Source organism: Aurantimonas endophytica (assembly GCF_014196845.1).
GTDB classification, from domain to species: Bacteria; Pseudomonadota; Alphaproteobacteria; order Rhizobiales; family Rhizobiaceae; genus Aurantimonas; species Aurantimonas endophytica.
The window spans coordinates 387,456-410,298 of the sequence record NZ_JACIEM010000001.1 but is presented as its reverse complement, the minus strand read 5'-3'; the positions used below and the strand labels follow the sequence as shown (position 1 = coordinate 410,298).

Annotated in this window: 20 protein-coding genes and 3 tRNA genes; 12 read left to right on the top strand and 11 right to left on the bottom strand. The window is 65.9% G+C overall.

The window, feature by feature from the left end; all coding sequences use genetic code 11:
* Positions 1-36 precede the first annotated feature (36 nt).
* The 3 genes from GGR03_RS01980 to GGR03_RS01970 all read left to right on the top strand — a co-directional run bounded on the left by GGR03_RS01980 (position 37) and on the right by GGR03_RS01970 (position 3,713).
* On the top strand, positions 37-282 hold the full coding sequence (locus GGR03_RS01980) for a zinc-finger domain-containing protein (protein ID WP_183205852.1): 246 nt from the start codon (positions 37-39) through the stop codon (positions 280-282).
* On the top strand, positions 170-1,447 hold the full coding sequence (locus GGR03_RS01975; RefSeq protein WP_183205850.1) for an FAD-dependent oxidoreductase: 1,278 nt from the start codon (positions 170-172) through the stop codon (positions 1,445-1,447). Before GGR03_RS01980 ends, GGR03_RS01975 begins: the two co-directional genes overlap by 113 nt.
* Before the next feature lie 229 nt (positions 1,448-1,676).
* On the top strand, positions 1,677-3,713 hold the full coding sequence (locus GGR03_RS01970) for an OmpA family protein (protein WP_183205848.1): 2,037 nt from the start codon (positions 1,677-1,679) through the stop codon (positions 3,711-3,713).
* 316 nt (positions 3,714-4,029) lie between these two features.
* On the opposite strand, the gene GGR03_RS01965 is transcribed toward GGR03_RS01970, so the two are convergent.
* From GGR03_RS01965 to GGR03_RS01945, 5 genes are all read right to left on the bottom strand, one after another.
* Positions 4,030-5,202, bottom strand: coding sequence for an AI-2E family transporter (locus GGR03_RS01965; protein WP_210291979.1), 1,173 nt, complete (start codon positions 5,200-5,202; stop codon positions 4,030-4,032).
* Positions 5,203-5,323: 121 nt separating this feature from the next.
* A complete protein-coding gene (locus tag GGR03_RS01960; RefSeq protein ID WP_183205846.1) occupies positions 5,324-6,109 on the bottom strand; it encodes an amino acid ABC transporter ATP-binding protein in 786 nt (261 codons plus the stop codon).
* 11 nt (positions 6,110-6,120) lie between these two features.
* Entirely contained in the window at positions 6,121-7,614 is a 1,494-nt protein-coding gene (locus GGR03_RS01955) for an amino acid ABC transporter permease (RefSeq protein ID WP_183205844.1), read from the bottom strand.
* Positions 7,615-7,632: 18 nt separating this feature from the next.
* Entirely contained in the window at positions 7,633-8,823 is a 1,191-nt protein-coding gene (locus tag GGR03_RS01950; RefSeq protein ID WP_183205842.1) for an amino acid ABC transporter permease, read from the bottom strand.
* A 101-nt stretch (positions 8,824-8,924) separates the two neighbouring features.
* Positions 8,925-9,944 (bottom strand): amino acid ABC transporter substrate-binding protein, encoded by a 1,020-nt coding sequence (locus GGR03_RS01945; protein WP_183205839.1) that lies wholly within the window; start codon positions 9,942-9,944, stop codon positions 8,925-8,927.
* A gap of 259 nt (positions 9,945-10,203) precedes the next feature.
* Between GGR03_RS01945 and metC the strand changes: the two genes are divergently transcribed.
* The gene (gene metC, locus GGR03_RS01940) at positions 10,204-11,346 is read left to right on the top strand and encodes a cystathionine beta-lyase (RefSeq protein ID WP_183205838.1); all 1,143 of its coding nucleotides are present in this window, start codon (positions 10,204-10,206) and stop codon (positions 11,344-11,346) included.
* Positions 11,347-11,514: 168 nt separating this feature from the next.
* Here the strand turns inward: metC and queF are convergent, their stop codons facing one another.
* From queF to GGR03_RS01920, 4 genes are all read right to left on the bottom strand, one after another.
* Complete coding sequence (queF, locus tag GGR03_RS01935) at positions 11,515-11,982, bottom strand: preQ(1) synthase (protein ID WP_183205836.1); 468 nt, start codon at positions 11,980-11,982, stop codon at positions 11,515-11,517.
* A 133-nt stretch (positions 11,983-12,115) separates the two neighbouring features.
* Positions 12,116-12,191 (bottom strand) — tRNA-Arg (locus GGR03_RS01930).
* A 43-nt stretch (positions 12,192-12,234) separates the two neighbouring features.
* Entirely contained in the window at positions 12,235-12,540 is a 306-nt protein-coding gene (locus GGR03_RS01925) for an ETC complex I subunit (RefSeq protein ID WP_183205833.1), read from the bottom strand.
* A 45-nt stretch (positions 12,541-12,585) separates the two neighbouring features.
* Positions 12,586-12,662: transfer RNA gene (locus GGR03_RS01920), tRNA-Pro, on the bottom strand.
* 365 nt (positions 12,663-13,027) lie between these two features.
* On the opposite strand from GGR03_RS01920, the gene GGR03_RS01915 reads away from it, so the two are divergent.
* On the top strand, positions 13,028-13,702 hold the full coding sequence (locus GGR03_RS01915) for an OmpW/AlkL family protein (RefSeq protein WP_183205831.1): 675 nt from the start codon (positions 13,028-13,030) through the stop codon (positions 13,700-13,702).
* A gap of 260 nt (positions 13,703-13,962) precedes the next feature.
* Entirely contained in the window at positions 13,963-14,985 is a 1,023-nt protein-coding gene (gene adhP / locus GGR03_RS01910; RefSeq protein WP_183205829.1) for an alcohol dehydrogenase AdhP, read from the top strand.
* Between the two features lie 332 nt (positions 14,986-15,317).
* On the opposite strand, the gene GGR03_RS01905 is transcribed toward adhP, so the two are convergent.
* Together GGR03_RS01905 and GGR03_RS01900 are read right to left on the bottom strand one after the other, a co-directional pair.
* Entirely contained in the window at positions 15,318-15,782 is a 465-nt protein-coding gene (locus GGR03_RS01905) for a DUF192 domain-containing protein (protein WP_183205827.1), read from the bottom strand.
* A 15-nt stretch (positions 15,783-15,797) separates the two neighbouring features.
* Positions 15,798-16,370: a cold-shock protein gene (locus GGR03_RS01900; protein WP_183205825.1), complete on the bottom strand. Its 573-nt coding sequence runs from the start codon at positions 16,368-16,370 to the stop codon at positions 15,798-15,800.
* A gap of 234 nt (positions 16,371-16,604) precedes the next feature.
* On the opposite strand from GGR03_RS01900, the gene GGR03_RS01895 reads away from it, so the two are divergent.
* The 6 genes from GGR03_RS01895 to GGR03_RS01870 all read left to right on the top strand — a co-directional run bounded on the left by GGR03_RS01895 (position 16,605) and on the right by GGR03_RS01870 (position 22,836).
* Complete coding sequence (locus GGR03_RS01895) at positions 16,605-17,045, top strand: VOC family protein (protein WP_183205823.1); 441 nt, start codon at positions 16,605-16,607, stop codon at positions 17,043-17,045.
* Between the two features lie 201 nt (positions 17,046-17,246).
* A complete protein-coding gene (locus GGR03_RS01890) occupies positions 17,247-18,299 on the top strand; it encodes a YcbK family protein (protein WP_246367563.1) in 1,053 nt (350 codons plus the stop codon).
* Positions 18,300-18,440: 141 nt separating this feature from the next.
* Positions 18,441-18,515 (top strand) — tRNA-Glu (locus tag GGR03_RS01885).
* 670 nt (positions 18,516-19,185) lie between these two features.
* The gene (locus GGR03_RS01880) at positions 19,186-20,088 is read left to right on the top strand and encodes a substrate-binding domain-containing protein (protein ID WP_183205820.1); all 903 of its coding nucleotides are present in this window, start codon (positions 19,186-19,188) and stop codon (positions 20,086-20,088) included.
* Positions 20,088-21,539 (top strand): sensor histidine kinase, encoded by a 1,452-nt coding sequence (locus tag GGR03_RS01875; RefSeq protein ID WP_183205817.1) that lies wholly within the window; start codon positions 20,088-20,090, stop codon positions 21,537-21,539. Before GGR03_RS01880 ends, GGR03_RS01875 begins: the two co-directional genes overlap by 1 nt.
* Positions 21,529-22,836 carry a sigma-54-dependent transcriptional regulator gene (locus GGR03_RS01870; protein WP_183205815.1) on the top strand — a complete coding sequence of 436 codons (1,308 nt, stop codon included), beginning with the start codon at positions 21,529-21,531 and terminating at the stop codon, positions 22,834-22,836. The genes GGR03_RS01875 and GGR03_RS01870 overlap by 11 nt, the downstream gene beginning before the upstream one ends.
* Positions 22,837-22,843 lie beyond the last annotated feature (7 nt).

The window sequence follows — 22,843 nt, the reverse complement described above, 5'->3', positions numbered from 1 at the left end:
CCGCCGCGTTGCCAACGAGAGCCAGGGTCTATCGCGATGGCCGGACACCGGATTCCGCATTTCCAGAACGATATCGGCGCCGACATGATCGAGATCGGCGTGACGGAATTCATGTGCTGCGGCGCTACGCCGCCTTACGACCATCCGCATGTCTATCTCGACATGGGCGATGAGCGGGAAATCGTCTGCGGCTACTGCTCGACGCTCTATCGCTACGACGCTGCGCTGGCGCCGGAAGAGACGCGGCCGGCCGGCTGCCGTCTCGTCGAAGCGGCTGCGTAAGTCCCTGCCCGCCATCTCCGCCGGCCAGGACATCGTCATTGTCGGTGCTGGTATTGCCGGGCTGACGCTGGCGCTGGAACTGGCACGCCGCGGCATCGGTTCGACCATTCTGGAACGGGCCCACCGACTGGAAGAGGTCGGCGCAGGATTGCAGCTTTCTCCCAACGCGCTGCGGGTGCTCTGGCGCCTCGGCCTCGGCGGTGTGCTGAACGCGGTCGGCACCAGCGCCGCATCGGTCACGTTGCGCGACGGGAGAAGCGGCCGACGGATAGCGGACGTCCCGGTCACGGCGGACGACGGCACACCCTATCTCGCTCTGCATCGTGCCGACCTGCAGGGCGCGCTTCTGACCAAAGTCGTGCAGACGGAACTGACCAGCCTGCGTCTCGACTCCGCTTTCTCCGATCTCTCGCTGGATGGCGACCGCGTCCGTCTACGGCTACATGCTGCAGGCGGGGCTCAAGACCTGGCCGCCGCTCTCGTGGTGGGCGCGGACGGCGTGGGCTCGGCTGTTGCCGCCGGGCTCGGCCTGCAAGATCCGGCTCCTGCAGAGGCTGTCGCCTGGCGGGCGACCCTGCGCGGCGACGAACAGACGGCCGTATCGGGTGGCGTCGAAGCCTGGCTCGGACCGCGGCGCCATGCCGTCGCCTACCCGATCTCGAGCGGTCGCCGGACCAATCTCGTGCTCATCGAGCCCGCATCCGATGCGCAGGATCCTGATGGCCTCAGGCGACGCTTCGCCGGTTGGGACGAGCGGCTCGTTGCCATGATCGCCCGCTCCGCCGGCTTCACCGCCTGGCCCCTGCGGACGGTCGTTTCCGACCGCGTCTGGCGCCATCTCGATGATCGCGTGGTGCTGATCGGCGACGCGGGCCACGCAATGCCGCCTTATGCCGCCCAGGGTGCAGGCATGGCGATCGAGGACGCCGCCGTCCTGGCCGCATCACTGGCCGAAGCCCCCGATCTTTATGCCGCCCTCGCCCGCTACGAATCGGAGCGGCGACCGCGGATCGACCGGTTGCGGCGCCGGGTCGCCTTCCATCAACGCGTCTATCATCTGCCCCGACCGCTCAGCCTGGGACGCGACGTCGTGCTGGCCCTGCGAAAGTCGGACCAGCTGCGCCAGGACCTCGCCTGGCTCTACGACTGGCGTCCGCCCGCCTAGCCGCCGGCAGAGCTGTCGATGGCGGAACGCGACCCCGGCGCCGGCGTTCATGTGAGGCTGGCATCCAACTGCTGCCACGCAGGAATGGTCGCGCGGCGGCACAAATGGGTTCAGGCTCGGTTCATCCAGACGAACTGATACATGCCGGACAGCAGGTCCGGGCGCCCGCGCGGTGATGCCGCGCGGCTGCTGCCAAGACTGCAAGGGACAGATCAACGAGGTGAAGAACATGCCGAATTTGAAACGAACAGGCCGGTTTGTGGGCGTCGCGGCCCTGGCTGCGTCCACGGCCCTTAGCGGACCGTTCGCGGCCTACGCCCAGGACGCCGCGCCCTACCGGCTGGCGCAGGCGGAGGAGCCGGCGCCCGTGGTCGTCCCTGATGTCGCCGCGCCGGAGGCGCCGGTGGTCGAAGAGCCGGCACCGGCTCCCGAGCCCGTGGCGCCCGCAGTAGAGGAACCTACGCCTGCGCCGGAAGCGCCGCCGGTGGAAGAGCCTGCGCCAGCTCCCGAGCCGGCGCCCGAGCCGGAAGTTCCGGCAGAGGCGCCTGCCGTCGAGGAGCCGCCGGTCGAAGAGCCGGCCGCGGAGGCGCCGCCCGCAGAGGAGCCTGCTCCGGAAGCGCCGGTCGAGGAGCCTGCTCCGGAGGCCCCGCCGGTCGAGGAGCCCGCTGCAGAAGCGCCGGTCGAAACGCCCGCAGAAGCGGCCCCGGAACCCGCACCCGAGCCGGAAGCTGCTCCCGCCGCCGAGACGCCGGCAGTGGAAGAAGCCCCGGCTGCGGAGGAAGTCGCGCCTGCGGCGCCGGTCGAACCGGCTCCCTCAGCTGAAGAGGCTGCACCGGCTGACGCCGTGCCGGAGACGCTGGAAGCGCCGGTCGAGTCGCCGGCTGGCGAGCCTGCGCCTGTACCCGAAAGCGAGGCGCCGGCAGAGACGGCTCCCGCAAACGCCGTGCCGACCGACTCCGCTCCCGCCGCTGACGCACCGGCAGATGCCGCAGCCCCGACGCCGGATGCGGCAGCACCCGCACCAGCCGACGCGCCCGCGCCAGCCGGCGATGTGGCTGCGCCTTCTCCCGAGGCCGCCGCTGCCCCTGTCGCGCCCCCGCCTCCGGTCGAAGCGGCCGAGCCCGTTTCCGCCGAGATCCAGAACGAGCCCGTTCCTGAAGGTGGCGTCAGCCAGAGCGATGCCCGCGTCCAGCAGCTGGCCGAGCCGGTGGAGGTCCGTTCGGCACGAAGCGAGGCTGGCGAGCGCATCGAGGCACCCGCCGGATCGACGACGATCAACAACAGCTCCGTCACCAACAACACCGTGGTGAACAACACCACGACCAACACCACCAACACGGTCGTCCAGCAGGCACCGCTGCCGCCAGGCGCAGAAGTCGTCGAGCGCGTGGGCAACCGGGACATCCTGTCCATCGTCGGAGCGGGTGTCGCCGGCGCTGTCGTGGGTGGCGCCGCAGCTTACTTCATCCGCGGCAATGACGACGACCGAATCGCCGTCGATGCCGAGGAGCGCTACTACGAACGCCTGCCCCGCGAGCGGACCCGCCAGACGGTGGTGCGCGATAACGGCGTGCAGATCGTCACGATCACCAACCGCTACGGCGACGTGATCCAGCGTTCGCGGGTCATGCCCGATGGCCGCGAGGTCGTCCTCTTCTACGACCCGTACGAGCGGGACTACGACGACGATGACTATTACGAGGATCCGGCTGCCGGCTGGGACCCGGTCGATCTGCGTATCCCGATGGACGAGTACATCGTCGACACCCGTGAGCCTGACGAAGATCTCTACTATCGTACGATCGTCGCGCCGCCGGTCGAGCGGGTCGACCGGATCTATTCCGTCAATGAAGTGCGCCGGTCCGAACGCATCCGTGACAAGGTGCGCCGGATCGATCTCAGCACGATCAATTTCGCCTTCGGTTCGGACGCTATCTCGCAGGAACAGGTACCCAACCTGCAAGCGCTGGCTGACGCGATTGCGCGGGTGATCGAGCAGAATCCGGCAGAGACGTTCCTGATCGAAGGCCACACCGACGCTGTCGGCAGCGATTTGGCCAACCTCGCGCTGTCCGACCGACGGGCAGAAGGCGTCGCGTCCGCCCTCACCGACTATTTCGACGTGCCGCCGGAGAACCTGGTCACACAGGGCTATGGCGAGCAGTTCCTGAAGGTCGACACGCAGGAGGAGAATGCCGAGAACCGGCGCGTGACCGTCCGGCGCATCACCCCGCTGGTCAAGCCGGTGGAGAGCGCGGCCCGCTGAGGGGGCCGCAACAGGCATCGGAAAAGACGACGACGGCGGCCTTGGGGCCGCCGTTTCCCTTTGGACTAGCGCGATGCTGCTGACTGGACCGCCGCGATCCTGCTAATCCGCTCTATGCGGCGGACCAGATGCGTTGCCCGAGCGCCGCTTCCGGCACTACCGGGGCGTTGTTCCAACGGGTGAGCATGAGAGCGCGAGAGCGCGAACGAGCATGGGCGCGCCGCTCCTGACAGAGCCCTTCCCGGACAAGGAGAAGGACCCGGCAATTCGGCCAGCGCCCCTCCCGGCTGACCCGGGGATTCCCCCTTTAGCCCTGTCAGCTTTCCTCGTCGTCCGCCGGCAGTGGTTTGCTCTCGACTGAGAGGAAGTCGCCGAGCGGCCCGAGCGGCTCGATGTAGCTGGCGAAGACCTTGATCGCCACCATCACCGGCACGGCGAGGAACATGCCCACCACGCCCCAGATCCAGCCCCAGAAGGCGACGGCGAGAAAGATCGCCGCGGCGTTCATCTCGAGCCTGCGGCCGACGATCAGAGGGGTGACGAACTGCCCTTCCACCGTCGTGCAGGCGAGATAGAGCAGGACCGGCGCGAGCGCTGCCGCAAGACTTCCGAACTCCGCCAGCGCGATCACCCCGACGAGCGCGATACCGAGGAGCGAGCCGATATAAGGAATGAAGTTGAGCAAGGTGGCCAGCGCGCCGAAAATCATCGGCGTCGGCATGCCGACCCACCAGAGCGCGCTTCCCACCGCCACGCCAAGGCCAATATTGATCATGGTGATGGTGAACAGATAGCGCGACAGTTCGCGTTCGATGTCGTGGGCGATATGCAGCGCACGCTTCTTGTCAGAGAGCGTCGGCATCGACTTGATGAGCTTCTGGTAGAACAGGTCGCCGGAGGCGAGCAGAAAAAACAGAAAGATCAGGGAAAAAGCGATCGAGGCGGCAATCTCCGGCAGCGCGGTTGTGGCGCTGTCGAGCAGGTCGGGGTTCTTTACCACCACTTCCTGCGGCTGATCGTCCGCAGCCGGCGCGTCCTCTTCGACGGAGGTTTCCGCCTGCTGCTGTGCCGAGCGCAGTCGGTCGATGCGATCCTGGACGGAGCGCATTTCCGCATCGACAGCTTCGACATACCGGGGCGCGTTGCTGACGATCTGCGTAATCGGATCGCTCAGCATGTAGAAGCCGGAGATCAGCGTGGCCAGGGCGCCGATGACCAGCAGGAAGGCCGAGATGGGTTCCCAGACCTTCAAGCGGCGGCGCAGGAAACGCACCACCGGGCTCAACACCAGCGCAAACAGCAGGGCGATGACCACCGGCAGCACGAAGCTGGCGGCCAGATACAGCGCGCCGAACAACAGGATGAAGAAGATGCCGATGATGGCCCATCGCGGGCCACTCTGGGAACTCTGGGGACTGACCAGTCCTATGGTCGGAGAGATCGTCGTCGTGCGCTGTTCAACCCGACTCTCGCTGGCACGTTCGGACAATGCGCTCAATCCTAGTGAGGAACCCGCACAACGGCCGCATCAGGGGGAAGTTCCGGCCTGACGGCCGGATCGGAGCGCTATTAACGGCGGATCTGCCGGACGCCCGCCCCGACGGACCGGATCAGTGCAGGATCTGCGACAGGAAGAGCTTGGTCCGCTCGTGCTCCGGGTTGGTGAAGAACGGCTCGGGTTCATTCTCCTCGACGATCTGGCCGGCATCCATGAAGATGACGCGATTGGCGACCTGACGCGCAAATCCCATCTCGTGGGTGACGCACAGCATCGTCATGCCCTCCTCCGCGAGCCCGACCATGACGTCGAGCACTTCCTTGATCATCTCCGGATCGAGCGCCGAGGTCGGCTCATCGAACAGCATGATCTTCGGGCTCATGCAGAGCGACCGGGCGATGGCGACGCGCTGCTGCTGGCCGCCCGAAAGCTGGCCCGGATATTTGTGGGCCTGCTCGGGGATCTTCACCCGGGTCAGATAGTGCATGGCCACTTCCTCGGCCTGCTTCTTCGGCATCTTGCGAACCCAGATCGGGGCCAGCGTGCAGTTCTCCAGGATCGTCAGATGCGGAAACAGGTTGAAGTGCTGGAACACCATCCCGACTTCGCGCCGGACCTCGTCGATCTTCTTGAGATCGTTGGTCAGCTCGATGCCGTCGACGACGATGCGGCCCTTCTGGTGCTCTTCCAGCCGGTTGATGCAGCGGATCATCGTCGATTTGCCGGAGCCGGAGGGGCCGCAGATGACGATGCGCTCGCCACGACGGACGGTGAGGTTGATGTCCCGCAGGACATGGAACTCCCCGAACCATTTGTTCACGCCGAGCAGTTCGACGGCGATCTCCTCGGAAATGTTTCCCGACAGGCGGGCGCGCGGCTGGGTTTCGGTGGCGGTCATGATCAGGTCCTTCAGCGCGTGTGCCCGGTGTCCAGCCGACGCTCGGTGTAGATCGAGTAGCGGGACATGGCGAAACAGAACAGCCAGAAGACGAACGCGGCAAAGACGAGGCCGGTCGCTGGCGTCGATGGGGTGATCCAGTTCGGGTCGTTGAAGCCGCGCCTCACCGTGCCGAGCAGATCGGCGAGCCCGATGATGTAGACGAGGCTGGTATCCTTGAAGAGGCCGATGAAGGTGTTGACGATCCCGGGGATCACCAGCTTCAGCGCCTGCGGCAGGATGATCATGCGCATCTTCTGCCAGTAGGTGAGCGCCATCGCATCGGCGCCCTCGTACTGGCCCTTGGGAATCGCCTGGAGGCCGCCGCGGATCACCTCGGCCATGTAGGCCGCCGAGAAGAGCGCCACCCCGACCAGCGCGCGCAGCAGCTGGTTGAAGCTGACGCCCTCCGGCAGGAACAGCGGCAGCATGAAGTTCGCCATGAACAGGACGGTGATCAGCGGCACGCCACGCCAGAACTCGATGAACACGATGGACATGAGCTTGACCGCCGGCATGCGCGACCGCCGGCCGAGCGCCAGCGCGATGCCGAGCGGCAGTGACGCCGCGATGCCGCTGAGCGCGACCACCAGGGTCAGCATCAAGCCACCCCACAGGCTGGTCGGCACGTAGGAGAGCCCGAAATTGGCGGTCATCACGGCGACGAAGCCGATGACCACCAGCGTCGGCACCAGAGCCCCCCACAGGCTGCCATTGCGCGAGCGGATGGCTGTAATGCAAGCGGCGGCGATGGATGCGGCGGTGGCAAGGAACGCGATCAGCGTCAGCACCGAGAACCGCAAGCCGAGGAAGTCGGCGCGACCGCTGTTGACCGTGTTCGCCAGCAGCAGGACGAGCAGCCCGACGATCGCGAGGATGACCGCCGCCTTCAGCGCCACGGACGAGAAGCCAACATCGGGACGCGCCGCGACGCCGGTGATCGTCACAGCCGCCGCCACGAGCAGGAAGAACGTGACCTCGCCGCCCGAGAAGGAAAAGCGGCCGCCGGTGAGCAGGATCAGCGCCACGACCGGGAAGACCGCGAACAGCAGGATCGCGTTGATCCGCTTGTACGGAACGCTAGGGATCGCCAGCGCCGCCACCAGCACGGCGAGAAGGACGAAGACGATGTCGACCCGCCAGCGCTCGTCGAGCGGATAGATACCGTACATGAACTGGCCGAACTTCGCCTTGACGAAGGCCCAGCAGGCACCGCCATGCCCGCCCCCTTCAACGAGGCAGGCTTGCCTGTCGTCGCCGTAGAAGACGGCGTCCAGCCACGCCCAGTTGAACAGATTCCATGCCGCCCACACGACAAAGAGGCCGGCGACGATGCTCAGAACCGAGTCGAGTGGTGTCGCGAACAAATTGCGACGGATCGTGCCGACGATGCCGACCTCGCTGCCGGGGGGCGGCAACTGCTGCTTCTGCTCGGTCGAAACGTAACGGGCGAAATCTTCTTCCATGTTCTCAAGCGCCCTTCATCAGCGTTCGACCAGCGCCATTTTCGAGTTGAACCAGTTCATGAACAGCGACACCGTCAGGCTGATGCTGAGATAGACGACCATCCAGATCACCACGACCTCGATCGACTGGCCCGACTGGTTGAGGACGGTCGAGCCGACCGCGACGAGCTCGGGATAGCCGATGGCCAGGCCGAGGGAGGAATTCTTGGTCAGGTTCAGATACTGGCTGGTCAGCGGCGGGATGATCACCCGGAATGCCTGGGGAACGACCACCAGCCGCAGCACATGGCCGCGCTTGAGCCCGAGCGCCGATGCCGCTTCCGTCTGTCCGCCCGACACCGAAAGAATGCCGGCTCGCACGATTTCGGCGATGAAGGCAGCGGTATAGATCGCCAGCGCCAGGAGCAGCGCAATGAATTCCGGGCGCATCTGGAATCCGCCGACCAGATTGAACCGCGTCGCTTCCGGAAATTCCAGCACCGCGGGCAGGCCCGTCAGCAGGAATACGGCAATCGGCAGTCCGATGATCAGGCCGAGGCTTGGCCAGAGCAGCGGGCGCCGTTCACCGGTCGCCAGTTGCCTCGCCTTGTTGCGGCGCGCCAGTACGAAGGCGCCGACGATCCCGACGGCGAAGGCGACGACGGTCGCCCAGGCCAGGGGATCGAACAGGATGGTGGGAACCTGCAGGCCGCGATTCGTCAGGTAGATGCCAAGCGGGTTCACGTCGACGCCGCGGGGACCGCTGAGAACGGACAGGACGCCGAAATACCAGAACAGGATGACCAGCAGCGGCGGGATGTTGCGGAAGGTCTCCACGTAGACCGTGGCCAGCATGCGGACGAGAAAGTTCTGGGACAGCCGCGCGATGCCGACAATGAAGCCGATGATCGTCGCGACGATGATGCCGCTCCCTGCGACGAGAAGCGTGTTGGCGATCCCCACGAGGAGGGCTCTGCCGTACGTGCTGTTGCTCGAATATTCGATCGGCACCTGCGCGATGTCGAAACCGGCGCGGGAACCGAGAAAGCCGAAGCCGGAAGCGATGTTCGCGGCGGCGAGATTGCGGGCGGTGTTGTCGATGATCCACCAGGCGAACGCCACGATGGCGATGATCAGCGAAACCTGGATGACGATGCTGCGCACCGTCGGATTGGTCAGCAGCGAGTCGGTGCTCGATCGTCGGGGCAGATGATGTGTCTCGGCGGTCATGAACTATCCCGGGCGCTGTCGGCGAAGCCAGCGCAGTTGCAACCGGATGAGAGGGGCAGTGACGTGGCGGGCGCCGGAAGAGCGCCCGCCACGGTTCGCCATCAGCGGATGGGCATGCCGTACTGGAGGCCGCCCTTGGTCCAGAGGGCGTTCTGGCCGCGCTGGATCTGGAGCGGCGTGTTGACGCCGATGTTGCGCTCGAAGATCTCGCCGTAGTTGCCGACGGCCTTGATGATGTTGACCACCCAATCCTGCGAAACGCCGATCGACTCGCCGAAATTCTTGTCCTGACCGAGCAGGCGCCGGATTTCCGGATTCTCAGACTCCAGCATCTCCTCGACATTGGCCTGGGTCACGCCGAGCTCTTCGGCGTTGAGCAGCGCGTTGTGCGTCCACTTGACGACGTTGAACCACTCGGTGTCGCCCTGGCGCACGGCAGGTCCGAGCGGCTCCTTGGAGATGATCTCCGGCAGGATCACGTGCTCGTCCGCATTGCCCATCTCGAGGCGCGAGGCGGCAAGGCCCGACGCATCCGTCGTGAGCACGTCGCAGCGACCGCTGTCATAGGCCGAGTTCACGTCCGACTGCGACTCGATGACGACCGGGTTGTAGTCCATGTTGTTGGTGCGGAAGTAATCCGCGAGGTTGAGCTCCGTCGTGGTGCCGCTCTGCACGCAGACCGTCGCACCGGAGAGCTCCAGCGCCGAGTTAACGTTCAGGTCCTTCTTCACCATGAAGCCCTGGCCGTCGTAGTAGTTGACGCCGGCGAAGGTCAGACCGAGCGTGGTATCGCGGTCCATCGTCCAGGTCGTGTTGCGGGCGAGGACGTCGATCTCGTTGTTCTGAAGCGCCGGGAAGCGCTGAACGGCCGAAAGCGGCGAGTACTGGACCTTGGAGGCATCGCCGAAGACGGCTGCGGCGACGGCCTTGCAGTAGTCGACGTCGAGACCCTGCCATCCACCCTGGTCGTCCTGCGAGGCGAACCCGGGAAGGCCGGTGTTGACGCCGCAGCGCAGCGTGCCGCGATCCTTGACCGTCTGGAGGGTCTGCGCGGAGGCAACGTTCACGGTCAGCCCCGCGACCGAGAGTCCGAGCACGGCGGTCAAAAGCTTCAATTTCATCAGGATACCTTCCCAAGTTGGGTTTTCGGTGCAGCTTGTTCTTCTCGAACCAGAACCCGCCCACGGGCGGCCACCGGCCAGCCGGTACACCAATGGTTCTGTTCGGCCGGGCAATGACATGTCATAAAAATGTGCAGGTCAAGAAGCTGACACTTTTTTCCCTGCGCATTTGGCCGATCGAACCCCCCGCATCCCAGAATCCCATCAGAAAGCTGACGAATTGAGCACTGAACGACCAAAACCCGATCAAAAGGTCGGTGTGAACACGCGCCTCGCCCACGGGCCCTACGACCCGCGTTCACAGCATGGATTCGTCAATCCTCCCGTCTTCCATGGCTCGACGGTGCTGTTTCCTGATGTGGCGACGCTGCGCGATCGGGCCCGTCAGCCCTTCAGCTACGCGCTGTCAGGGACCCCCACGACGAAGGCGCTGGAAGACGCGCTGAGCGAACTCGAAGGCGCGGCCGGAACGATCCTGCTGCCGTCGGGGCTCGCCGCCGTCACCGTGCCGCTGCTTGCCTTCCTCTCGGCGGGCGATCACTGCCTGGTCGTCGACTCCGTCTATTTTCCGACGCGACGCTTCTGCGACGGAACGCTGACGCGGATGGGCGTGACGGTGGAATATTTCGATCCACATGTCGGCGCCGGAATCGCCGAGCTGATGCGGCCCGAGACGAAAGTCGTCTTCGTCGAGGCCCCCGGCTCCCACACGTTCGAGATCGTCGATGTCGCCGCCGTCGCCGAGGCCGCCCGCAAGGGCGGTGCTGTCACCATGATGGACAACACCTGGGCGACGCCGCTCTTGTTCCGGCCGCTCGATCACGGCGTGGATCTGTCGATCCATGCGCTGACCAAATATCCCGGCGGCCATTCCGACGTCATGATGGGCAGCGTCTCGGCGACACGCGAGACCTGGCCGCAGCTGCGCGCAACGCAGTTGCAACTCGGCGTCAACGCCGCACCGGACGATACCTATCTCGTTCTGCGCGGCCTCAAGACGATGGGCGTGCGGTTGGAACGGCACGGCCGCTCCGCGCTCGCCGTCGCCGAATGGCTTGCAGCGCGCGACGAGGTCGCCGCCGTGCTGCATCCTGCCCTCCCCGCCTTTCCCGGCCACGAGATGTGGCGCCGGCAGTTCAGTGGCGCAAGCGGCCTGTTCGGCTTCGTCCTCAAGGGGGATGCCAGTACCGGCGAGGCCTTCCTCAACGCGCTGAAGCTATTCGGGCTCGGGTTTTCCTGGGGCGGGCATGAAAGCCTGGCGGTGCCATCCGACCTCTCCGATCGGACGATCGCCAGGGGACCGGCGAACGGCACGCTGATCCGCCTGCAGATCGGTCTGGAAGACGTGGACGATCTCTGCACCGACCTCGAGCGCGGCTTCGCGGCGGCTCGCGCGGCGTGAACCGAGCAAGATCCGCTGGGTGATCCTGCGCGCGAGTAGCGGCCGGAAACTTTGCACATAGCGCGTTGCGCCGCAGATGCGGCGATCGAGGCGCCAAGGACAGGGTTCAGGCTCGCCTCAGCGCGCAGCGCAGGCCGACGGCGGACGGTCAGGGCGATTGGACAGACCCTATCCCCGTCCCCGATAGGGCGGCACGCCCTGATCAGGTATCCACACATCCGCGGGGCCGGGACCGGTCTGGTAGAAGACGTCGATCGGAATACCGCCGCGCGGATACCAGTACCCGCCGATGCGTAGCCATTCCGGCTCCAGCAGCTCGGCCAGGCGCCGTGCGATGGAAACGGTACAGTCCTCGTGGAAGGCGCCGTGATTGCGGAAGGACGTCAAATAGAGCTTGAGGGACTTGCTCTCCACCAGCCACGCGGCGGGAACGTAATCGATCACCAGATGGGCGAAATCGGGCTGGCCGGTCATCGGGCAGAGCGAGGTGAATTCCGGGGCCGTGAAGCGAACGGCGTAGCGGACTTCGGCCTGCGGGTTCGGCACGCGCTCCAGCACCGCGTCCTCGGGCCTGGCCGGTATGGCTGTTGCCTGCCCCAGCTGGGTCAAGCCGGCGTAGATGTCGTCTTGCGACAATGTCGAAAGCTCCCGAAGTTCCTGGGTGAGACTGCCGCACCGGTTGCAGGGTGGCGACTTGGCGAGCCGCTTTCCAAACGCTGAAACGACTGATAAGCCGTCCCAGGAACTGGCGCCAAATCGTTGAAATCGTTGGTGACCCCGGCAGGATTCGAACCTGCGACCATCGGCTTAGAAGGCCGGTGCTCTATCCTCTGAGCTACGGGGCCGTTGCCGGCGAGAGCAGTCTTGCCTGACGGCCGACCGAAGCCCTCAATGCGTCCAGGGCTGGCGCCGATCGTAGCGGAAATTGTCGGCGTACGCGACCTTCACCGGCTTGGTGATGCGAGGCTCCTCGACCCGGTAGGCGATGGCATTGCGCTCGGCGTACTCGACCGCCTGCTCACGGGTCTCGAAGGACAGCTTGATCTGCGAGCGCATGTCGCCCGAGGAAGTGTAGCCCATCAGCGGCTCGACGCGCTTTGGCTCCTCCGGCTCGTAGACCAGCAGCCACTCGCGTGACTTGGCCTTGCCGGACTGCATGGCGTTGCGGGACGGACGATAGATTCTGGCGACCATCTCTGCCTCGTCTGGCGATACCGATGCGGCTTGCGCCAACGGCGATGGTCGGAGCGGCAGGATTCGAACCTGCGACCCTCTGGTCCCAAACCAGATGCGCTACCAGGCTGCGCTACGCTCCGGACACGCCTGTGGCTTGCCTGCTCGGGGGTGTGGAGGGTTGTCGGGGCAAAGTCAAGGCGCGGGAAACCGCCAGAATGGCCGGAACGAAACGGAACTTGCCGGAGAGGTGTCCTGCAGGAGAATGTTCGCGGGCCGTTCGCGTGCAGCTGTTGCGGCTCTGGCGAGGAGCCCAATGGCGCGGCAATCCGGCCTGAGGTGGCTAGCCCTGCGATAAAAATATCACGCCCTCTCCCGTGGAAGCAGCCAGACCGCCGGTCGGCAGGTTTTTGAACCGCCATTTGATCTGACGCAAAGAAGCTCTCTCACGCTGCTGTGATCGGTTCCTCCGCGGCATGAGGCCGGTTGCATTGCGAAGGAGAACCACATGGGGAAAACGACGAAGCGGAGCTGGGCCATTCTGGCCGCGCTCCTCCTGACGGCAACACCCGCCGTCGCCGCGGATGTGTTCGCGCCGACCGCGCCAGACGCCGCGACCGCGCACGGCCCCTGGCAGATTCGCGTCCGGGCGCTTGGCGTCATCACCGAGGACGCGGGCAGCGTCGACGGCATTCCCGGCTCTGATCTGTCCTATTCCGACACCGTCACGCCCGAACTCGACATCAGCTACTACTTCACCCCGAACATCGCCGCCGAACTCGTGCTGGGCACGACCTACGCCAATATCCACACGGACGGTTCGATCGCCGGGCTCGGCAAGGTCGGCAAGACCTGGGTCCTGCCCCCGACGCTGACGCTTCAGTATCATTTCACCAATTTCGGTGCCTTCAAGCCCTATGTCGGCGCGGGCTTGAACTACACCATGTTCTACAGCCAGTCGGATGCCGGCGCCTTCACCAACCTGGACGTCGAGGACACGTTCGGCGCGGCGCTGCAGGTGGGCTTCGACTATATGCTCGATGAACATTGGGGCATCAATCTCGACGCCAAGAAGCTGTTCTTGGAGCCGGACTGGACCGCCAATCTCGGCACGACGAAGCTTTCCGGCACCGCCAAGCTGAACCCGTGGCTAATCGGTACGGGCATCACCTATCGCTTCTAAGGGGGCGTGCCGCCCTACGCGCCAGGAGCGCTTCCGGTCTTCGGATCGGCGCAGCGGCCCGGAACCGGTAACGATTTCCGGGCTGCAACCCAGGTCTTGCGGGTTCGAGAGACCTTTCATTCGGACGTTCGCGCAAATGCCATGGTGTTGGAAGCTTATGGCCTCGTTCCTGTCGGCGACGGGGCAGGACGACCCATGGTGGACGCTCGAATACCCGGTCCTCGCTACGGGGGCCGGCAATTCCACATAGGAGGGCCAAGATGGCTACGATGAAAGCAGCTGTTGCGAAAAGCTTCGGCGCGCCGCTCGTAATCGAGGATGTGCCCGTGCCCGTGCCTGGAGCTGGCGAAGTGCTAGTGAAGATCGAGGCGACCGGGGTCTGCCACACCGACATTCATGCGATCGACGGCGACTGGCCGGTCAAGCCGATCATGCCATTGATCCCCGGGCACGAGGGCGTCGGCTACGTCGCGGCGCTGGGGGCCGGTGTCACCGACCTGAAGGAGGGCGACGCGGTCGGCATACCTTGGCTGCACGACGCCTGCGGCCGATGCGAGTACTGCCAGACCGGCTGGGAAACCCTGTGCGAAGCCCAGCATAATAGCGGCTACGGTGTGCATGGCACTTACGCAGAGTACGCCCTCGGCAGCGCGGCCTATGTCGGCCATCTGCCGCCCAATCCAGATTTCGCTGCCCTGGCGCCGATCCTTTGCGCTGGCGTGACAACCTACAAGGGCCTGAAGGAGACAGAGGCAAAGCCCGGCGAGTGGGTGGTTATCTCCGGGATCGGCGGGCTCGGCCACGTTGCCGTGCAATATGCCAAGGCGATGGGCCTGCATGTTGCTGCCATCGACGTCGCCGATGACAAGCTCGCTCTGGCGCGGGAGCTCGGGGCGGATGTGACGGTCAACGCCGCGACCGAGGATGGCGTGGCTAAGATCATGAGCGCGACCGGGGGCGGCGCGCATGGGGTGCTGGTGACCGCCGTTTCGCCAGCGGCGTTCTCGCAGGCGATCGCCTGCACCCGCCGGCGCGGAACGGTCGCGCTGGTCGGGCTGCCGCCGGGCGAATTCCCGACGCCCATTTTCGATGTGGTTCTGAAGCGGATCACCGTGCGCGGCTCGATCGTTGGTACCCGCCGGGATCTGGCAGAGGCGCTGTCCTTTGCCGCCGAAGGCAAGGTCCGGACCAAGGTGACCGTCAAGCCTCTGGCGGCAGTCAATGAGGCGCTGGACCAGCTCCGCCATGGGCAGGTCGATGGCCGCATCGTTCTTCGTCCCTGATGTCTGGAGAGAGCTTCCACGATGTTCCAGGTCAGCCGTGGCCTTCGCCTCAACGCCGGGCTCGGCCTGATGAGCACGACGTCGAGATGATCGCCGGCGCATCCGGGTGTGGATCAAGGCCAGAGGCTGCGATGGGTGCCGAACTCGAATGCCGGGGCGGCGCCGATCGAGGTGGACGATGAAGAAGTCGAAGCTGTCGAAGGTCTGCACCATGAGGCGCAGCGCGGCCCCTCAGACGTCCTAGGCCAGATGCGCTACGCGCCGGACGGCGCGATCGCCGATCCGACTGCGCATGGCTGCGGACGCGAAGCAGGAATTTCGGCGGCTGTCCCTCAGCGCGCCGGAATGATCTCGTGCTCGAGCCGGTCGCCCCTCGCCACGCCGTAGCGCGAAGCCGCGCCGCCGTTGAGCTCGAGGACATAGCGCACCGGGGCCCCGGAGGGGATCGTGTCCAGCGACAGCGGCTGGGCGTTGGTCTTGATGCTCGCCACAGTGCCGGTATCGTCGATGAACAGCATGTCGAGGGGGATCAGCGTGTTCTTCATCCACATGGAGACCGGACGCGACTCGCCGAAGTCGAACAGCATGCCCTGCCCGGCCGGCATCGACTCCCGGTTCATCAGTCCGGTCGCCCGCGTGTCGGGGGTGGTGGCAAGTTCCACGTCGATGGCGTGGCGGCCGGAAGCGGTCACGAGCGTCGCCTCGGAGAGATCGTCTCCGGCGACGGCGAAATAGCCGGCGCCGAGAACGGCGGCGGCTGCAACGATGGTGGCGAGTAGCGGCTTGCGGAGCATCATTCGGGTTATCCGGCGTCAGTGAGAGGCTGGTTGCACCGGCCCGGTGCCGGGATGCACCTCGGCGGCCATCAGGCCCTTGGCCCCGTCGCCGTAACGCACGAGGACCTCCTGACCCGGCTGCAATTCGGTCAGTCCGTAGCGGCGCAGCGTCTCCATGTGCACGAAGATGTCTTCGGTGCCCTCGCCCCGCGTCAGGAAACCGTAGCCCTTGGTCCGGTTGAACCATTTCACCACGGCCGGCACGAGATCGCTGTGCGGCGTCACCGCGACGTGGGTGCGCGTGGGCGGCTGCTGCGAGGGATGCACGGCCGTCGACGAATCCATCGAGAGGATCCGGAACGCCTGCAGCCCGCGGTCGCCCTGCTGCACCTCGCAGACGAGGCGAGCCCCTTCCAGGGCGGTCGAGAAACCGTCCCGGCGCAGGCACGTGACATGCAGCAGGATATCGGGACCCTGGCCGTCGGGAACGATGAAGCCGAACCCCTTGGACACGTCGAACCATTTTATGTGGCCGGAAACGACGGTGATCTCGCCGCTGCTCGAAGCATCGCCTTCGCTGCGCATGTGTGCAGAGAGTCTCTCGGGCATGCGGGAGTCCTGCGCTTACACCAAACCGAATCGCGGCAGCCAAGCTTAGCATTAACGGTGCCGATCTCGGCAAGAGGCACGAGTGGTCGGCCGGTCGAAATATCCGTTTGTCACCAGGAGCCGCGAGGTCTTCGCATTCGGGCGGTCGGTATTGCGGGGACCTGGACGAGCCCGCACTTGGCGGCACGGATCCCAACCCTACCCTGTTGCCAACCCTTCAACCGGAGCCGAATCATGCGCTATCTGCACACGATGGTCCGCGTCACCGACGTCGACCAGTCCCTCGATTTCTACTGCAACAAGCTGGGGCTGATGGAGACCCGCCGGATCGAGAGCGAACAGGGACGGTTCACGCTGATCTTCCTCGCCGCACCGGGCGACCAGCCGGGGGCTGCGGAAAAGGCCGCACCTTTGATGGAGCTGACCTACAACTGGGACCCGGAGGAATATTCCGGCGGACGCAATTTCGGACATCTCGCCTACGAGGTCGACGACATCTACGCGACCTGCCAGGCGCTCATGGACAAGGGCGTGACGATCAACCGTCCGCCGCGCGACGGCCGCATGGCGTTCGTCAAGTCGCCCGACAACATCTCCTTCGAACTGCTGCAGAAGGGCGAGTCCAAGGCGCCGGCCGAACCGTGGTCCTCGATGCCCAACACCGGCACCTGGTAGACTTGGTAGGCGGCGGCCAAGGCTGCCGCCACCATTCTGCTGCCGCATTCTGGCCATAGGGCTTCAAATAAGCTTTACTAAGGGTGCTTCGCATCGCGCGCTTGCGTCATGTCCGTGGGGATTGGACATCGGCAACGTGCAGCCGGGATGTTGCAAGGCAAGGCAGGCCTCCAAGACCTGCTGCGAGAGGGGTGGTGTCCATTGACGACGCAATTCGCCGGCGCACGCGCCGCGACGCTTCGCACACGATTGCTGGCGGCGGCGCTTTTGGCGACCGCGCCGATCCTGTCATCCTGCGTGTCCGCCGTGGACGACAGTTCTGCCTTCGGTTTCTCCAGTCTCGGCGCTGACTCGGTCGGTACGGACGCAGCAGAGCCGCTCGTTGCCGATGCTGCGGCGGCCGAAGCGGTTGGCGAGACGGCACAGCCAGTTGAGACCGCGCAGGCCGCTCCTGCCGATGCAACAGACGCCGTGGCCGCAAGCCAGCCTGCCGCCGCTGCGTCGTCCCCGCCGGCCGCCGCGGCGGCCAGCGCCGCCTCCCTCGTCCAGCCGACCGCGATCGACGGCAAGGCCGTCGCCGCCTATGCCGGCGGATCCGTCACCGAGGGTGACCAGGTGGCCTCCCTCGCCGGGCGTGAAAAGGAAGCGTCGCTGTTCTCTTCGCTGTTTGCGCGGAGCAGCGCCAAGCCGCCGGTCGCCAATGCCGAAAGACGCAAGAGCCAGCGGGTCGTGCTCCGGCAGGAAGGCGCTCCCGTCGCGGACGGCGACTTCGCCCTACCCGGCGTCGACCCCAAGTCCCTGTTCGAGATCGGTCAGCGGGCATCGGCCGAGGACGAGGATCTCATGGAAGATTCCGTCATGAGCTACCAGGTGGCATCGCTCAGCGGCCTTGCCCGCCTCAGCCCCAACGGGTTGCGGGTCCAGCGCGAGGACGTCGATACGTCCTGCTTCCCGTCCAAGCTCGTCGGCATCCTGCGCTCGATCGAGCGCAAGTTCGGCAAGAAGGTCGTCGTCACTTCCGGCTATCGCAGCCCGTCCCATAATCGCCGCGTTAACGGTGCCACGCGCTCCCAGCACATGGGCTGCAAGGCCGCCGACATCGTCATCCCGGACGCCGACCGATTCGTGGTGGCCGCGTATGTGCGTTCGCTGCCCGGCCGCGGCGGCGTCGGGACCTATTGCAATTCGGCCGCGATCCACGTCGACGTGGGCCCGCAGCGCGACTGGAACTGGCGCTGCCGCCAGCGCAAGTAAGGCCGAACGCCAGCATCAGCAGGCGGTTGGCCGGAGTTCTCCTCGATTTCGGGGCCCTGAACGTCGCTCCCGGCGAACCCGGCAAAAAGTCGCTTCCCGTGCTTGCGATCACCGGCGAAGCAACTTATACACCGCGTCGCTGCGCCCATCGTCTATCGGTTAGGACGCCACCCTTTCACGGTGGAGAGAGGGGTTCGATTCCCCTTGGGCGTACCAATTCCCCCTGGTGAGCTGCTCGTCAGCTTAGCCATCAGTCACTACCTCCTTCATGCATGGCCCGCTTGTCAGGCCGCTGCATGACGTCATGTGCAACATGGCGGCAGAAGTGGCGATCTCGAATCATCTCACTAAACGCATTGGCGTCTGGCAGTCCGACGCGTGCCTGAAGACCTGCGCGGCTGCTTCCCCTTCGCACGCATTCGGAAGTCCATCAGGACGTCGGTCGAGCGCCACACTCGCGAGGCGGCGCTCGACCTCGACGGGATGTGGGATTGCCAGCGAGCGTATCGTTATGCGCGGCACGACGGGGAGTTGCCGGTGATCAGCACTGACCGCTGGGCGTAGCCGGACTGCTAGGCGCTTGCAGCCTGGTTCAAAGCGAGCCTTCCCGAGGAGGACTGGCAGGCGCGGCTGTCTGAGATCACCGGATACGCGCCATCGACCGATGCTGACTTCTCCCGCATCCGGTGGCGCGACGGAGGCGCTGAAGCGTCGGCGGGCTCTCGGCGGAACCAAGCTTCGGCGGCATCGCATCAAATGAACGACCGGCTCCGCTTGCTGAGGGTCTCGCCGGTTGCCATGACGCCGAGCCGCCACCCATTGACCATGCGAGTGGATCGGACGATGCTTTCCTGGAACAATTACAGGAAATGTCGGTGATGGATCGATGCGGCTGGTGAGAAGCAGCCCCGCCAGCCATGTCCCCACAATTGCCCGACGGCGGCTGCTCCAAGGGCTTGCCTCGGCAACGCTGGCATCGGCGTTGCCCCGCCCGGCGATCGCCTCGACGCGCTCCGGCCTCGCCTTCGGACTGACCCCGGTCTTTCGCGATTCCGATCTCGATCTCCTCGACCGGCTCCGGGCCTATCTGGAAAAGTCCACCGGACTGCCGGTCGACCTCGTCAGCCGCCGGACCTACCAGGAGATCACCGCTCTGGTGGTTTCCGGCCAGGTCGATGCCGCCTGGATATGCGGCTATCCCTTCGTGCAGTACGAGGAAGAACTCTCCCTCGTCGCCGTCCCGGTCTGGCGCCAGCAGCCGCGCTACCAGTCCTATCTGATCGTCGATCGCGATCGCCCGGGCAGCGACTGGCGGATGCTTCGCGGCGACGTCCATGCCCTGTCGGATCCGGACTCGAATTCCGGCTACCTGGTCACGGCGGCGCTGCTGGCGGAAGCCGGCGAGAGCGTCGGGAGCTTCTTTCGCAGCAGCTTCTACACCTACGGGCATCGCAACGTCGTGCGGGCGGTGGCCTCGGGGTTGGCCGGTTCGGGCAGCGTCGACGGCTATGTCTGGGAGGTGATGCAGGAGCTCGAGCCGAAATTGACCGGGCAGACGCGGGTCCTGCGGGCCTCGGAATGGCTGGGCTTTCCACCGATCGCCAGCGCCAGGGGGGCCGCCGGCAGTGCCGCAACGCAGTTGCTGCGCGACGCGCTGCTCGCCATGCAGACCGATCCGCTCGGGCGCGAGGTGCTGTCCATGCTACGGCTGGACGGTTTTGCGGCCGCGGAGCCCGATCTTTATGCCGGCATTGCCGGAATGGTCGACCAGCTGCGGCGCGCGACCTGATGGCGCGGCGTTTCGCATCCTCGTGGCCGTTGACCGTCAAGATCCCGACGCTCGTCGCGATGCTGATGGTGGCCGTCAGCGTCCTCGTCTCGCAGCAGGTGCTGAGCCGCCTCCAGGCGACGCAGGAAAAGCACCTTCAGGAAATGGGCAACGCCTATCTCGACGGCCTCTCCTCGTCGCTGATCCCGGCGCTGCTGCGGCACGACGTATGGGAGGCGTTCGACACGATCGACCGGGCGAAAGGCATGTATCGCGGGCTCGCCCCCGCCGGCACGATCGTGCTGGACGCGCAGGCGATGGTACTCGCGGCCTCCGATCCGCGCGCCGTGCCGACGGGCCTTTCCCTGCCGGCGAACGTGGCCGCCCGCTTTCCCCCGGGCGGCGGTTTTCTCGCCGAAGACGACGGCTCACGCGCCTATCTCAGCCGCGACCTCGTCTTCCAGGATCGCACCCTCGGCAGCGTCTATGCCAGTTTCGACACGTCGCACCTCGCCGCGGAGCGCCGCGAAGTGCTTCTGACGCTGATCGCATCGAATGCCTTCATCACGCTCATCCTCGCCATTCTCGGCTACCTGGTCGTCAAGCGCATGGTCCGACCGATCCGCCTCCTCAGCGACCACCTCCAGCAAAGCGCCAGCTCCGACGTCGTGCCGGTCCCTGCCGAGTTCCAGGCCGCCCGCGGGGAGACCGGGCGTCTGTTCCGATCATACGGCCGGCTCGTCGACGCGGTTCGCGAACGCGGGGAACTGGCGCAGCGCCTCGCCGACGAGCAGCGCCTGGCCAGCCTCGGCCGACTGGCGTCGGGCATGGCGCACGAGATCAACAACCCGCTCGGCGGGCTGTTCAACAGCCTCGACACGCTGAAACGCCATGGAGACAAGCCGCTGGTCCGCAAGGCGACGATCGCGCTGTTGGAACGCGGGCTCGGTGGTATTCGCGACGTGGTGAAGACGGCCTTGGTCAGCTATCGGACCGGCGGGGAGTGCCGGCCGCTGCAACCGGCCGATCTCGCCGATCTGCGGCTGCTGATGCGTCCGGAGACGGAACGTCGCGCGATCACCCTCAACTGGACGAGCGAACTCGCCGATAGCGTCGCCGTGGATGCGACGAAGATCCGGCAGACCTTCCTGAACCTGCTGCTGAACGCCTGCGCTGCCTCGCCCAACGGCTCCGTGGTGCTGTTCTCTGCCCGGCAGGCAGGCACCGCACTCGTGGCATCGATCGACGACAGCGGGCCGGGACTGCCGGCAGAAGCGGCCCGGTTCCTGACATCGCCGGACGAGCCGCGATCTCCCTACGAGCCCGAGGCGGGCCTGGGCCTCTGGCTGGTCCGTCGGCTGGTCGCGGAAATGAGCGGCGAAATGGAAGTCGAAACGAGTGCGCTGGGGGGCACGCGGATCGTCCTGCGCATCCCGCTTCGAGAGCAAGAGACGTTGTCCGATGTTGCTTGAGCGCCGCCGGGTCGCCCTTGTCGAGGATGATCCGATCATGGGAGAGTCGCTGCTCCAGCGCCTGACGCTGGAAGGCGGCACCGTCAAATGGTGGCGGGACGGCACCGCGGCCGCCCGGGAAGTCCCAAAGTTCAAGCCGGACATCGTCATCTGCGACATCCGCCTGCCGCAGATGACGGGCGAAGACCTGTTCCGGCAGATGTCCGACAAGACTGCGGCGCCCTTCCTGTTCATCACCGGCTATGGCGACGTCGATCAGGCGGTTCGACTGATGCGGGCCGGGGCCGGCGACTATCTGACCAAGCCCTTCCCGATGGACGAATTCCTCGGGCGCCTCGACGGCCTGTTGCGGCCGATTGAATCGGAAGCCAGCGGCGTTCTGGGCCTGTCGCCCGGCATGCGGGCGATCGAGACCCTCTTGCTCCGGCTCGCCGACCGACCCGCCCCGGTACTCGTCACCGGCGAAACCGGGGTCGGCAAGGAAGTCTGCGCCCGCTTCCTTCATGCAAGGTCCGCCAATGCCGAGGAGCCGTTCGTGGCGGTGAACTGCGCGGCCATCCCGGACGACCTCATCGAAAGCGAGATCTTCGGTCACGAGCGCGGCGCCTTCTCCGGCGCCGTCGACAAGCATCTCGGCTATGCCGAACGCGCCGGTGGAGGCACTCTCTTCCTCGACGAGATCGGCGAGATGCCGCTGAAACTGCAAGGCAAGTTGCTGCGCCTTTTGGAGAACCGCGAGATCGACCGCGTCGGCGGGGCGGCCCCCGTGCCGTTCCGTGCCCGCGTCGTCACGGCGACCAACCAGGCGCTGCCGAGGGCGGTTGCCGACGGGCGCTTCCGGGAGGACCTCCTCTACCGCATCAACGTCGTCTCCATCGAGGTGCCGCCGTTGCGCGATCGACCCGAGGACATCCCTTGGCTGATGCAGCGTTTCTTCGATGCGCTGACGCAGGACGGCACTTCCCTGCGCGGCATCAGCTCGCTCGCCGAAGAGGCCGCGATCGTTCATGCCTGGCCGGGCAACGTCCGGGAACTGCGCAACCGGGTGGAGCGCGCCGTGGCGCTCGCCGACGGCGACTGGATAGCGCCGGTCGATCTGTTTCCCGAGCAGCCGGCGCCGGCGGACACAACGTCTGTCGTCGCCTCGTTGGCAACCGCGAGGGATGCCGCCGAACGCCGCGAGATCGTCCGGGCGCTGGGGGCGACGAGCGGCCAGATCGGTGATGCCGCCCGGCTGCTGTCGGTCTCCCGCACCACGCTTTGGGAAAAGATGCGCCGCTTCGGCCTCGGCTCCTAGAGCCGAG